The organism is Methylobacterium sp. Leaf94, assembly GCF_001426045.1.
In the GTDB taxonomy this organism is placed as follows: domain Bacteria; phylum Pseudomonadota; class Alphaproteobacteria; order Rhizobiales; family Beijerinckiaceae; genus Methylobacterium.
The window spans coordinates 72,657-86,283 of record NZ_LMRM01000011.1 but is presented as its reverse complement, the minus strand read 5'-3'; the positions used below and the strand labels follow the sequence as shown (position 1 = coordinate 86,283).

General features: G+C 69.0%; 9 protein-coding genes. 3 read left to right on the top strand and 6 right to left on the bottom strand.

What is annotated here, in order from left to right:
- Window positions 1–327: 327 nt before the first annotated feature.
- Window positions 328–1,776 (top strand): M10 family metallopeptidase C-terminal domain-containing protein (locus ASG63_RS08395; RefSeq protein ID WP_210171799.1); only part of this gene is annotated, 1,449 nt, incomplete at its 5' end.
- A 1,712-nt stretch (window positions 1,777–3,488) separates the two neighbouring features.
- On the opposite strand, the gene ASG63_RS08390 is transcribed toward ASG63_RS08395, so the two are convergent.
- Window positions 3,489–5,306: an ABC transporter ATP-binding protein gene (locus tag ASG63_RS08390; protein WP_056214249.1), complete on the bottom strand. Its 1,818-nt coding sequence runs from the start codon at window positions 5,304–5,306 to the stop codon at window positions 3,489–3,491.
- Between the two features lie 221 nt (window positions 5,307–5,527).
- On the opposite strand from ASG63_RS08390, the gene ASG63_RS08385 reads away from it, so the two are divergent.
- Complete coding sequence (locus ASG63_RS08385) at window positions 5,528–6,280, top strand: WecB/TagA/CpsF family glycosyltransferase (RefSeq protein ID WP_056214245.1); 753 nt, start codon at window positions 5,528–5,530, stop codon at window positions 6,278–6,280.
- Window positions 6,281–6,525: 245 nt separating this feature from the next.
- Here the strand turns inward: ASG63_RS08385 and ASG63_RS25135 are convergent, their stop codons facing one another.
- From ASG63_RS25135 to ASG63_RS08375, 3 genes are all read right to left on the bottom strand, one after another.
- Window positions 6,526–6,678 (bottom strand): hypothetical protein, encoded by a 153-nt coding sequence (locus ASG63_RS25135; protein WP_156389589.1) that lies wholly within the window; start codon window positions 6,676–6,678, stop codon window positions 6,526–6,528.
- Between the two features lie 165 nt (window positions 6,679–6,843).
- Complete coding sequence (locus ASG63_RS08380) at window positions 6,844–10,005, bottom strand: efflux RND transporter permease subunit (protein WP_056214242.1); 3,162 nt, start codon at window positions 10,003–10,005, stop codon at window positions 6,844–6,846.
- Window positions 9,995–11,086, bottom strand: coding sequence for a hypothetical protein (locus ASG63_RS08375; protein WP_056214238.1), 1,092 nt, complete (start codon window positions 11,084–11,086; stop codon window positions 9,995–9,997). The genes ASG63_RS08380 and ASG63_RS08375 overlap by 11 nt, the downstream gene beginning before the upstream one ends.
- A gap of 276 nt (window positions 11,087–11,362) precedes the next feature.
- Between ASG63_RS08375 and ASG63_RS08370 the strand changes: the two genes are divergently transcribed.
- Window positions 11,363–12,292, top strand: coding sequence for a DMT family transporter (locus tag ASG63_RS08370; RefSeq protein ID WP_056214234.1), 930 nt, complete (start codon window positions 11,363–11,365; stop codon window positions 12,290–12,292).
- Window positions 12,293–12,301: 9 nt separating this feature from the next.
- Here ASG63_RS08370 and ASG63_RS08365 read toward each other — a convergent pair whose 3' ends face one another.
- Both ASG63_RS08365 and ASG63_RS08360 read right to left on the bottom strand, forming a co-directional pair.
- Window positions 12,302–12,913 (bottom strand): flavin reductase family protein, encoded by a 612-nt coding sequence (locus tag ASG63_RS08365; RefSeq protein ID WP_056214229.1) that lies wholly within the window; start codon window positions 12,911–12,913, stop codon window positions 12,302–12,304.
- A 10-nt stretch (window positions 12,914–12,923) separates the two neighbouring features.
- Window positions 12,924–13,487, bottom strand: coding sequence for a nitroreductase family protein (locus ASG63_RS08360; RefSeq protein ID WP_056214224.1), 564 nt, complete (start codon window positions 13,485–13,487; stop codon window positions 12,924–12,926).
- Window positions 13,488–13,627 lie beyond the last annotated feature (140 nt).

The window sequence follows — 13,627 nt, the reverse complement described above, 5'->3', positions numbered from 1 at the left end:
AAGAACCTGACCGTCGATCACTCGACGTTCGACGGTCTGAAGCTCGACAAAATCGGCTACGTCGACTTCATCATCTCGCGCGGTGAGAACACGACCCTCACGCACAACGCCTTCCTGGATGCACCATCCGACGGCGTGTCGATCCAAAGCGGCACCATCAGCGCGAACTACTTTGCGGGAGGCGCTTACGCCACGGGTGCACACGCCGACGCAATCTGGATCGGAAAGACCACCGGGCCGGTCGTGATCTCCGAGAACACCATCGACTGGCGCGCACGCGCGGACGCACCCACCGAGACCAACGAAGCGGTGCGCATCACGGGTGANAAGACCACCGGGCCGGTCGTGATCTCCGAGAACACCATCGACTGGCGCGCACGCGCGGACGCACCCACCGAGACCAACGAAGCGGTGCGCATCACGGGTGAGAACGGCAGCGTCTCCGACGTGACCGTCAAGAACAACATCCTCCTCGGCGGCAGCATGACCGTCCTGGTCTCCGATGGGGCGACCCAGACCCATACCGGTAGTCAAGTCGGCACGGTGACAGGCGTGCAGGTCGTCGGGAACGTCATCGACTACGGCAAGTACGGCGACCTGGAGCAGACGACCCGTTACGCCGACAACATGCATGCCAGCGGGCGGCCCGTCGCTCCGGGTCAGGAAGCCATCGGCGCGCTGCCTAACCTATCGGCCCTCAACAAGATTGCCGCTCTCTCCGCGAATGCGGCGATCTACGGGACGTCCAAGGGTGACTACCTCCTTGGTGGCAGCGGCTCCAACTTCATCAAGGGGGGGAGTGGAGACGATGTGATCGTTGGCGGCGGCGGGCGCGACTACATCACTGGAGGTGCCGGCAAGGACATCTTCGTCTACGGGTCGCTGGCCGGTGATGGCATCGACCTGATTTCGGACTTCAAGCAAGGCGCAGATCGGATCGACCTGGCGGCCATCACGGGCGCACCACAAGATCTTTCTGGCTGGCAGTGGCTGGGCTCGGAGAGCTTCACGGGTCACGACTGGCAGTTGCGTTACGAGACCAGCAGAGGCCTGACCACGATCCAGATCGACGCCGATGGAGACCTCAAGGCCGATTTTCAGCTCGAGCTGACTGGAAAGCTGGCCATGAGCACAGGCGACTTCATCCTCGCGGAACACGGCCCCACTGTCCCGGCGCTGCCGGTGCCCGCGCCCGGCGCGCCGCCCCTGCCGCCCCTGACCTCGGCCCCGATCGAGGTGCCTCAGCCGATTCCGACCAAGCCGGCCGCACCCGCAGCGCCCGCGTACCCCGCCGATCCGAGCCTCGTGCTCCAGGCACCAGCCTCAGGTGGCAACATCACCGGCAAAGCCACCGCTGAGCTGATCTTGGGCAGCAGCAAGGGCGATGGACTCAGGGGGGGCGCCGGCGACGACGTGCTGGTGGGCCGGGAAGGCAAGGACATCCTCTACGGGGGGGGCGGTCACGATACGTTCCGCTTCGAGAAACTCAGCGACAGCACGGCCGCAACTGCAGGGCGAGACTACATTGGAGACTTCGTTCAGGGCGAGGACAAGATCGATCTGCACCTGATCGACGCCAACACGCTCACGAACGCGCACGAGGCTTTCACCTGGATCGGGGCAGGCGCTTTCACGAAGCATGCAGGGGAGTTGCGGTTCTCCGCGAACAGCACGGGTGGTCAGGTGCAGGCTGACGTCAACGGTGACGGAAAGGTCGACTTCGCCATCGACATGGTGACGAAAGCTGTCCTCCATGCCTCTGATTTTCTCTTGTGAGCCGTTCAGGGATTCGGGAGCGCGCCAGATGATCGGTGATCATCTGGCGCCGGGCGGCGGGGGCAAACGAATACGTCTTCCGTGATCCGACCTATTCGCGTGCGCGCAACTGCAAAGGCACTGCCTCAGCACCCGGAGCAGATCGGCTTGGCCGCGGCTTCACCGCCCTTCACGAGACGGTTCATGTTAGCTTCTCGGTCATAACGTTCGCCCGGAGACCGAACGTCGCCTGCCCCCAAGGCAGGGATGCTTGCGGTACGGATGGGCTCGGGTCCACCCGACAGGGACCGCTCGGTGCGCGTGCCCACGCGCAGGTTTTTCTGGTCGGCTTTCGTGCCCACGGAGTGCTGGAGCACCGTGATCGGATCCGTCCCGCGGCCTTGCTGGCGCGACCACCGCGCGGTCACGGTGCCGGGGATCACGACATCGGCAACCTCGCTTGCCCTCTCGCCACGGGGGAGAGAGGCATATCGCCCTGGTCCCTGCACCCCGTGGGCGCACCCACCCATCAGCAATGAAACCGAACAGAGTAGGATCATTGGTTTCAGAGCCATACCCGTCCTTTTGGTCCCGATGACAGCGCGCGGTTCCGATCCCTAGCTTGGCGTTAACGGTTCGAATGGTCTCCGGTTTCCTTGGCCGCGTTGGGCATCTGACATTCGTCTGCTTTCCGGCGTCCTGCGAGTATCCATGGCACGGCACTGTCGTCGCGCTCCCGATCCGGACCACCGGCGAGCCGGTCATGTCGAGGGCCTTTCTGCGCAGGGAACCGGCACTCCGAGGTTTACGAGGTGACCAGGCGTCGGCTTAAGTCGGTGTTCCGGGTGATCCACCGGGAGGCTGAGCCGTGCGGGCACCGGAAGCGATCGATGTCGTGGCGATTTGGGCGATCACCCGGGGCAGGAATGATTGCGCCATGATCCGCGATGGATCAGGCCGCGCGCTCTTCTTCAAGCGTAACACCGGCAGCGCTTACCGCGCGCTGGTCACGTCCGCCGAGCGGCGACGGCGGGAGGTGGCCCACATCGTGGCGTCGCACCTGATGGCCGAAACCTTTGGCCTGCCGATCGCACCGTTCCGGGACGTCGTTCTGAGGCTGGATCGGAACCGCCGTGTCGAGGGCATCGCCTGCGCGTACCTCACGGGCTTACGTCCCTTCCACGAAGCGATGCACCGACCGATCACGAATCGGGAGGATGCCCTTCTGCAGATCGTGGTCTTAGCCTGGTTGGGCGACACCGATCGGATCGAGACGCCTGACAACGAATGTGTCGATGAGCAGGGTCGCTACATCGCCCTCGACTTCGATTTCTGCTTCAACGATGGCGTCAGCATCCTGGGGCTGCCAAAAGCGAGTCGTCGTGGCCTGGAGGCGTTTGCGACACCCGCGGCGGTGGCCCGAATCGTTGACCGGATCGCCGCCTTGTCGGACGAGACGATCGCCAGGATGGTCGATGATGTCGGGCGGGCATGGGTTCACGATTGGACGCCGGCCCTGGCCCGCGACTTCACTGCCGTGTTGGTCCGCAACCGGGACGCCCTGCGACAGACGCAGGCATTCGAGATCTTCCAAGCCGCGCATGGATCCGTCCGGCAACGATGGAGTCTCTTCGCAACGCGCCACATCTTCAGGCTGAACATCCCCGTCAAGCTTTTGGCCCTGATTCAACGTCAGGGACCTGGGGCGACGATCTGGACGCTGCTCCGCTTCCTCACGGGACGCCAAGCGGTTGCTCGGCCGTATTTATCTCTACTCGCAGCAGAGATCGATAGAATTCCGACTCGTGCAGCAGGTCGTTGTGGCGTCCCGTCGCCACGATCCGACCGCCATTGAGAACGACGACCCGATCCGCCGCCAGAAGGGTGCTCAGACGGTGGGCGATCACCAGTGTCGTCGGTCTCTGGCGTGGTCCGAAGATCGTCCGATGGACGACGGCTTCTGTCCATGCGTCGAGCGCGCTGGTCGCTTCGTCGAGAATCAGGATCGGGGTCTCCCTGACGAGAGCACGCGCGATACCGACGCGTTGCCGCTGCCCGGCGGACAGTCGAACCCCTCGTTCGCCGAGATGCGTATCGGGCCCTTCGGCGAGATCGTTCGCGAAGAGGTGAACCCCAGCGGACGCAGCCGCCGTCGCAACCTGAGCGTCGCTCGCATCGGATCGACCATGCCGTATGTTTTCGGCCAGGGTTGTCGAGAAGATGAACGGATTTTGCGGAACCACGGCGAACCAGGATCGGACCGTGGCGGGATCGAGTTCGGCGATGTCTTGGCCGCCGACCAGGACGCGACCGCGATCCGGCGCGTCGAAGCGCAAGAGGAGGCGTATCAGCGTCGATTTCCCGGCTCCGGACCGCCCCGCGATCGCCACCGTCTCACCGGGCGCCACGTCGAAGGACACCGCGTCGAGGACCGATCGGTCCGGGCGGGCGGGGTAGCGGAACGTCACGGCCTCGAAGGCAATTCCCATGGGCGCGCGACTTGGCACAGGCGGGGCGAAGACACCGCGTGGTCCGCCTGGCGTGGAATCGGTTCTCAGGTGGGGCATGATGCGCTTGAGCGCCGCTGCGGCCTCGATCGTCCCACTCCACAAATTGCCGAGTGTCGCGCAGGAGGCCGCGGCCAGCAGAAGAAAGAACAGGAAGGACGAGAAGGTCCCGGTTGTCATCCGCCCCGCCGCGACCGCGTGGCCTCCCGCCATCAGGACGGCGCCGAGCGTCGCGGCGCCGAGCAGGACAGAGAGGGCCAGGAGCGCGCCGCGCGCCTGCGAAAGGCGAAGTGCCAGCGCCCGCGCTTCGCCGATCCGCTGGGAGAACCGGGCGACCTCCTCCTCCTCCCGGCCGAACATCTTGATCGTGCCGATGGCATCGAACACCTCGCTCGAGTATCCCGCTAGGATGCCGATGCGTCCGCTGACGCGCGATGACAGGTGTCTCTGCTTCGCCGACATCCCCAGGAAGGCCGCGACCGGCAGGGGAAGGATCAGGAGCGACAGGGCCGTCAGGCGCCAATCGGTCCACGCCATCAGGAGGCCCGCCCCCGTCACCACGATCCCGTTGCGGATCAGGGGTGAGAGGGATGAGCGGACCACGAGTTGCAACGTCGAGATGTCCGCGATCAACATCGCGTTGAGCGTGCCTGGCGCATTCGTCTCGAAGAAGCGCAGGTCCTGACCGAGAACGGCCCGGAACAGAGCGATACGCAGTCGCGCGCCGAATTCCTCGCCCAGGTTCGTGGCCGCGTAGATGCGCAGACCCGACGCCGAAGCCAGGACGGCGGAGACAGCCACATACGTGAACAGCGAGGTCCCGGACGCCTTTGAGGCCTCGTCGAGGAGCGCATCGGTCCAGATCCGTATGCCTCGCCCGATCGCGAAGAGGCACAGCGACGACAAGACGACCGACGCTGCCAGCAGCCAGATCTGCCCACGCGGCAGCGGTAAGACATGCAGGTCAGTCAGAAGACGAAGGTCGCTCCGGAGCGCGTCGAACGTGCCGGGCCGCGCTCGGACTTCACCCGCCCAGTCCCGCATTCACGATCCCGCTCAAGCCTGCTCGATCAGGCTGTTGAAAATTGTCGCCAGGATGCCGCTTGATCCACAATTTGTGAAGAGAGCGCCCGCAGTTTCAATCCAGGCTCGGCCCTGTTGACAATTGCTCCCTGTGAAGGATGTCTCCAGCAGATAGCAATGGGCCGCTCAAAACTTCCAAGCTATGTGTTCGGATTTGAGCTTGCTTCGAGTCGGAGGAAATAATGCTGCCCCCGAACCGATATCTCCGATTCGATTTTATCGAAGTCGGTCCGCTGACGATTCTGCGCTGCAGTGAGAAAATTTTCGTCGAGAAGCTAAAAGCGATCGTCGAGGGGGGTGAGGGGCGTGTCATTACCTACTCCCATCTTCATACCTTGGCCCTCGCTCTCAAGCACACGCGCATCGCTCTCTCTATCAGGGCCTGCGACCTGTGTTACTGCGACGGGATCGGCGTGTCGATCATATCGCTTCTCGTGAATGGCGTATGGATTCCCAAGGTCACGGCCAATAGTTTCATTCACGAGTTTGCACGAACGCTCGGGGTCCTGAGCAAGAAAATGGCGTTGATCGGCGGGGCGGGCGACACTCTACAAGCCGTCTCGAATTACTTCGCGACGGAAGGTGCCACCATCGTCTGCGCTCATCATGGATACCTCAATGACGCGTCACGGGAGACGCTCCGGACCTCGCTAATCGACACCAAGCCCGATGTGGTCATCATTGGGATGGAACAGGGGTCTCAAGAAGAGCTCGCGCTCTTGCTCAGGAAGGACCTTCCATCGGCCACCTTCCTGTGCGTGGGCGCCCTGTTCGAGTTTCTCTCGGGTCGGATCTGGCTGTGTCCGCCCCTCGTCAGGCAGGCAGGTCTCGAATGGGTCGTGCGGCTCGTCCGGGATCCCGGGCGCCTGTGGCGCCGGTATCTTCTGGAGGGCCCCGCGCTCCTGTTTCGCGCGACCATTCTGCGGCGGTTGTGACAGGAGTCACGTCTATCGCCAGACGTGGAGGGCGGGTGTGTTTGCGGGCGATGCCAAGCCATCGCAGGGCGTCGACGAGGACGGTCGGGCAGGAGCCGCGCGTCTCGTCCGGGTGGATGTCAGCACGGCGGTGACTGATGGCCCGTGGTCCTAAACCCGCGCCGCTCCCCTTGGGCGAGGACGATTGATCCCGCCTTCGACAAGGTCCGGGCAGACCGCAGGCGACGACGGGGACGGTCCCGGCCTCAGCGCCCCCAGATCTTCAGGACGTATTCAGCCGCGATACCGTCCGGGTTGATGGTGAGGATGCGGGCGGTGTCGACGCCCTCGAAACCGTCTTCCGTCTCGTAGGTCGTCTGGAGGCCCGGCACCTTCTTGGCGTTGCACGAGGCGGGCAAGCGGCGTCGGGCGCATGGCGGAGTCCTGCGGTCGAGACCCGAGGGCCTGTCCTGTCTCGGACGTTTGTCTTTTCGGGATCACCGGTTTCCGCTGATCCCTGACAAACTCTAGGCCGGAAGGCGGGCGCCGCACAGCTCAGGGATGCCGCGGCCGGCGCGGAGACGTCAGGCGACCGGTTCGAGCGCCCTGCCCTGCGGCGTGCCGAAGCGCGCGAAGCGCAGGGCCAGGGTCGGCAGGATCAGGAGGTTGAGCACCGTCGAGGTGGCGAGGCCGCCCAGGATCACGATGGCCATCGGGCCCTCGATCTCGCGGCCGGGCTCGCCGGCGCCCAGCGCCAGCGGCAGCAGGCCGAGGCCGGTGACCAGGGAGGTCATCAGGATCGGCACCATCCGGTCGGCGGCCCCGCGAACCGCCGTGTCCCGGTCCCAGGCCTGCCCCTCCTCCACCACGAGGTGCTCGTAATGGGCGATCATCATGATGGTGTTGCGCAAGCTGATCCCGAACAGGGTGACGAAGCCGACGATCGAGCCCAGCGACAGCACGGCCCCGGTGGCGAAGACCGCCAGCACGCCGCCCACGAAGGCGAAGGGCAGGTTGACCAGCACCAGCAGCAGGTTGCGCAGGCTTCCCGTCACGATGGCCAGCAGGAGGACGATGCCGAGGCCGGCCAGCCCCGAATAGACCAGGAGGTCGCGCCGGGCCCGCGCCTGCGCCTCGGCCGAGCCGGCGAAGCCCACATAGGTGCCGGGGGGCAGGGCGACCGCGCGGGCGATCTTGCGCTTGGCATCGGCCACGAAGCCGGCGACGTCGCGCCCCGTCACGTTGGCGGTGACCGCCTGGACCCGCTGCGCGCCCTCGTGCTGGACCTGGTAGCGGCCGGAGGTCTCGTAGATGTCCGCCACCTGGGCGAGGCGCACCACCCGGCCGCCGGAGCCGCGCAAGGGCAGGTCGCTCAGGGCCGAGAGCCGGCCCCGCGTGGCGGGATCGAGGATGACGAGGACGTTGAACACGGCGTTGCCCGCATAGGTCTGGCCGACGATGTCGCCCTGGTAGGCGGTGCGCACCACCTCCATCACCTCGATGGCCGAGAGGCCCCAGTGGCGCAGGTCGTTGGGCCGCAAGCCCACATTGACCTGGGGCAGGCCCGCCGGGGAACTCTGCTGGATGTCGACGGCGCCCCGCACCTCGGCGAGCTCGCGGGCGATGTCCCGGGCGGCCGTCTCGATGGCGCCGAGATCCGTGCCGAAGACGTTGATCACCACCGGGGCGGTGAAGCCCGACACGGTCTCCTCGATGCGCTCGGTGAGGAAGGTCTTGAGGGAGAAGGCGGCCCCGGGGAAGCCCGCCATCACGGCCCGGATCCGGGCCTCCGCCGCCCCCTGCCCCGCCCCGTCGAGGCCGGGTTCGAGGTCGATGTGGATCTCGCTGTAATGGGTGCCGGCGGTGTCCTGGCCGGCCTCGGCCCGGCCGATCTGCGACGCCACCGCCCGGATGCCGGGAATCGCCTTCAGCTCGGCGGTGATGCGGGTGCCGAGCCGCAGGGATTCCTGCAGGGCGGTGCCGGGCGCCGCCGCCATGTGCAGGATCAGGTGGCCCTCCTTGAGGTCGGGCAGGAAGGTCGAGCCGAAGAACGGCAGCATCGCGGCCCCCAGGAGGGTGACGAGGAGGCCGCAGGCCATGAGGACGCGCGGGGCGCGGTCGATCCGGGTGAGCAGGCGGGCGTAGGCGCCGCGCGCGACCCGCATCACCGGCGGGTCCAGGGTCGAGGCCTCGCGCCGGTTCGTCAGCAGCCCCATCGCCAGGGCCGGGGTCACCGTGAGGGCGACGGCGAGCGAGGCCACCACGGCGAGGATGTAGGCGAGGCTCAAGGGGCCGAACAGCCGGCCGGCGATGCCCGACAGGGCGAGGACGGGGAGGAAGACCAGCAGCACCGCGATGGTGGCGTAGGCGACCGCCGTGCGCACCTCCAGGATGGCGTCGAGGACCACCCGCCCCTCGGGGCGCGGGCCGCCGAGGCGGCGGTTCTCGCGCAGGCGCCGGACCACGTTCTCGACGCCGATCACCGCGTCGTCCACCACCTCGCCGATGGCGATGGCGAGCCCGCCCAGGGTCATGGTGTTGAGGCTCTCGCCCAGCGCCTGCAGCGCCACCACGGCGGCGATGAGCGAGAGCGGGATCGCCAGCGCCGAGATCACGGCGGTGCGCCAGTCGTACAGGAAGACGAACAGCACCACGACCACCAGGATGCCGCCGAGCCCGAGGGCCTGCAGCACGTTGCCGTTGGCGATGGCGATGAAGTTGGCCGGCCGGAACAGGTCGGCGTGCAGGGTCACGCCCTCGCGCGCCAGGGCCGGGCGCAGGTCCTCCAGGGCCGCCTCGACCCGCGCGGTGACCGCGCGCGTGTTGGCGCCGTACTGGGCGCCGACCATGAGGAGCACCCCGGGCCGGCCGTCCACCAGGGCGGCGCCGATCGCCGGCTCGCCGGTGGCGACCACGGTGGCGACGTCCGCCAGGGTCACGCTGGCCCCGCCCTCGTTGATCAGCACGGTCCGAGAGACCGCCTCGGGGCTCAGCGACTGTCCGTCGGTCTGGAGGGCGATGCGCTGGTTGGGCGTGTCCACGAAGCCGGCGCCGCGCACGCCGGTGGCTTTCCGCGCGGCGGCGAGCACCTCGTTGACGCCGATGTTGAAGCGCACGAGGTCGTTCGGGCGGATCTGCACCTGCAGCGAGCGCACCGCGCCGCCATAGACCGAGACCTGGGCGATCCCCGGCACGGCGAGGAGGCGCAGGCGCACGGTCCAGTTCGCCAGGGTGCGCAGGTCCATGTCCGAGCGGCTCTGCGTGGTCAGGCCGACGAGCAGCACCGTGCTGGTGGCGGAGGTGAGCGCCGTCATCGCCGGCGGCAGCACCCCTTGCGGCAGGCGGCCGGCCAGCGCCGTCAGCCGCTCGGTGACGAGCTGGCGCACCCGGTAGATGTCGCTGCCGGCCCCGAAGGTGACGGTGATCACCGACAGGCCCTGGATCGAACTCGAGCGCAGGGAGACCACCCCCGGCAGGCCGTTGACCGCGACCTCCACGGGTTGGGTCACCAGCACCTCGACCTGTTCCGGGTTGAGGCCGGGGGCCTCGGTCTGGATCACCACGGCGGGGGGCGCGAATTCCGGGAAGACGTCGTACTGGGCATCGGCCAGCACGACGAAGCCGTAGGCGGCGAGCGCCAGGCTGAGCGCCAGGACGACGCCGCGGAAGCGCACCGCGAAGGCGACCAGGGCCGCCTGGGGGCCGCGGGGGCCTCCCGGTCCGGAGCCCGGCGCCTCAATCGTCATCGACGCCGCCCGAGACTTGGAGCTGACTCTTCATCTCCTCGGAGAGGAGCGCCTGCGCCCCCGAGAGCACGATCTCGGTGCCGCCGGGCAGGTCCTCCACCACGTAGGCGTCGGCCGACATCGGCGGGTCGGCCTTCAGCCGGTGGCGGGCGAAGGCGTCGGGCCCCACCGCCCGGTAGATCCAGGCGGCCCCCTGCCAGTGCACCACCGCGTCCTCGGGCACGCTGAGGCCGGTGACGCTGCGGTCGGAGGCCAGGAAGGCCAGCATGCTCATGCCGGGCAGGAAGCCGCTGTCGCCCGGCACGGTGTAGAAGAAGCTCAGGCCCTGGATGCGCGGATCCGTGCGGGTGGCGGGCGAGACGTAGGCCAGGGCGACCCGCGCGCTCTGGGGCGGCACCTCGGCGAAGGCCGCCGCCGGCGGGCCCTTCAGGCCCTCCCCCGGCGGCAGGGTGACCTGCACCAGGAAGTCGGTGCGCTCGATCAGCCGGGTGACGGTGGCCGCGCGCGCGACGATGGCCCGGCCGATCACCGGCCCCCATTCCTGCTGGGCGGTGGCCGAGAGGGTGCGCACCTGGGATTCCGCCGCCGCCAGGGCGGCCTGGTCGGTCTGGGCGGTGCCCCCGGCGGTCTCGACCTGCACGGTGGTGGCGTAGGGGCCGAGGGTCCTGGCCCGCTGCAGGGCGCTGCGCGAGACCTCGGCGCGGGCCTGGGCCGTCTGGAGCGCGGCCTGGGCGCTGGCATAGGCGTTGGTCAGGTCGGTGACCCGGGCGAGGTCGAGGACGCTGCCATAGGCCTGCAACTCCTCCCGGTGCTCGGCCAGGGGCCGGGCCTCGGTCGTGATGCCGATGCGGGCGCGCTCGGCGGCCGAGAGGCGCACCACGGTGCGGCCCTCCTCCACGGCGGTGCGCTGGGCCGGCAGGTGCGCGGGCTTCGCCGGCCCGGGGCGGGCCTGGAGGGCCTCGACGTGCTCGCGCAGCTCGCCCAGGAGGAGGGCGCCCTGGGGCGAGACGGCGAGGCCGCCGAGGCCGGCCGCCAGCACGCCGACCAGCAGGAGGGCGAGGAGGAGCGATCGCCACGTCACCGACTGTCTCGCCCTCCCCCTGGTCCGCGGCCGTGTCGCCGCTGTGTTCCGCCCGGCATAACCGTGTTCACCCGCAGAGGGAATCGGTGCGCCGAGCGATACCGGGGGATGGGCATGCTGCCGGTTCTCCGCAGGGCCGCGGGGATTCGGGCCGAGGCGGCCGCGGACGGATTTCGATGGCGGTGTTGCGCCGGACGGCCTGTCCCCGCGGCCCCCGGCGGGCTATCCCCCGGTCGCCGGCCGCGAGCCCGGCCCGAGCCCAGGGAGATCCGCCCCATGCGCGTCCCGGAGACGCCCGCCGGACGCGCGGCCGAGCCGGCGACCACGGCCTACCCGCTCCTCGTGTTCACGATGCTGCTCTGGGGCGGCAACGTGGTGGCGAGCAAGTGGGCGGCGGGCGAGGTCTCGCCCCAGGTGCTCACCTGCCTGCGCTGGGCCTTCGCCTGCCTCGCCCTGGCGCTGCCGGCCCGGGCCGGCCTCAACGCGGAGTGGGACCGGCTCACGCGCCACTGGCGCTACGTGCTGCTGATGGGAGCGTGCGGCTACACCCTCTACGCCAGCCTGTTCTACGCCGCCGGCCTGTTCACCAGCGGCATCAACATCGCCCTGTTCCAGGGGTCGATCCCGGTCCTCGTCATCCTGATCAACTATCTCGTCCACCGGGTGGCGGTGACGGGGGCGCAGCTCCTCGGCGTCGCCGTGACGCTGGCGGGCGCCATGGTGGCGGCGACCCACGGCGACTGGCGGGTGCTGGCGACCTTCGCCTTCAACCGGGGCGACGTGCTGATGCTGGTCGCCTGCGGGCTCTATGCCGGCTACACCGTGGCGCTCTCCCGCAGGCCCCGGGTCTCGGGCCTGAGCTTCTTCACCGCCGTGGCGCTCTCCGCCTTCGTGACCTCGCTGCCGCCGCTCGCCGCCGAATGGGCCCTGGGCCACACGATCTGGCCGACCGGCAAGGGCTGGGCCATCGTGCTGTTCGTGGCGCTCGGGCCCTCGCTCATCGCGCAGCTCGCCTTCCTGCGCGGCGTCGAGCTGATCGGCCCGAACCGGGCCGGCCTCTTCGTCAACCTCGTGCCGATCTTCGGGGCCGGCCTCGCCATCCTGCTGGTGGGCGAGCCTGTCCGCTGGCACGACGCCCTGGCGCTGGCCCTCGTCATCGGCGGCATCGCCATCGCGGAGCGCCTGGGCCGGCGGCGGGTGGCCTAACCGAGTGGCCTACCCGCCCCCGCCGGCCGGCCGGCGCAGCTCGAACCGGGTCTCCGGTTCGGCGGTGAAGTAGTCGAAGTAGCCGCCGCGCAGGATCGGCCGCATGGCGCCGGTGTCGACGAGGCCGTCGCGGATGAAGCGGTCGTCGATGTAGATCGAGACCACCTGCCCGATCACCAGGAAATGCGAGGCGTCGCTGCCGTCGAGCGGCGTCAGCGGCACGGTCTGCAGCCACTTGCACTCCAGGGCGGCCGGCGATTCGGCGACCCGGGGCGGGCGCACCTTTCGCGAGGGCGCCGGGGTCAGGCCCGCGAAGGCGAACTCGCTCTCGCCGCGGGGCAGGGGCGCCGAGGTGGCGTTCACCGCTTCGCGCAGGTCGTAGGTGGCGAGGTTGCAGACGAACTCGCCGCCCTCCTCCGCGAAGGTCATCGCGTCCTTGCGCCCGGCCGAGGAGAACATGACCATGTCGGGGCCGGCCGCCACGGCGTTGAAGTAGGAATAGGGCGCGAGGTTCACCGCGCCGTCGCGGTTCATCGCGCTGATCCAGCCGATCGGGCGCGGGGCCACCAGGGCCTTCAGCGGGTTGTGCGGCAGGCCCTTGGTCTCGGCGTCGTAATGCATGGGGTGCCCCTCAGAGCCGGGTGACGATGTCGGCGAGCGCCGGGCGGGGCCGGTCGGGCGGCACCTCCTGGGCGTGCCCGATATGGATGAAGCCCGCGAGGCGCTCGCCGGGCACGAGGCCGAGGACGTCGAGGATGCGGGAATCGTAGGCGAACCACTCGGTGAGCCACGCCGTGGCGTAGCCCGCGGCGTTGGCCGCCACCACGAGGTTCATCGCCACCGCGCCGGCCGAGAGCACCTGCTCCCATTCGGGGATCTTGATGTGCGGGCCGGCCCGCGACACCACCGCCACCACCAGGGGGGCGAGGGCGAGGCGGTGGCGCTCGAGGTCGAGGCGCGCGGCATCGGCCTCCGGGTGGTCGGCGGCATAGGCCGCCGCGATGGCGTCGCCGATGCGGGTGCGGGCCTCGCCTGCGATCACCAGGAAGCGCCAGGGCGCCAGCTTGCCGTGGTCCGGCACGCGCGACGCGATGGTAAGGAGCGCGTCGAGCTCGGCCGCGTCCGGGCCCGGTCCCGCGAGGCGGAGGGGCGGGACCGAGCGGCGGGTGCGCAGGAGATCGAGGGTGGCGTTCATGGCATCCCTGGAGCAGGATCGGGCGAGAGGGGCGGGGCCGCAGACGACCGGCCCTCGGAGGCGGGATGGCCTTGCCGCCGCCATGGTCCGGTTCCAGAGGGCGGGCACCGGGCGCGGCGGCCGTCCGTGACATGGCGCGC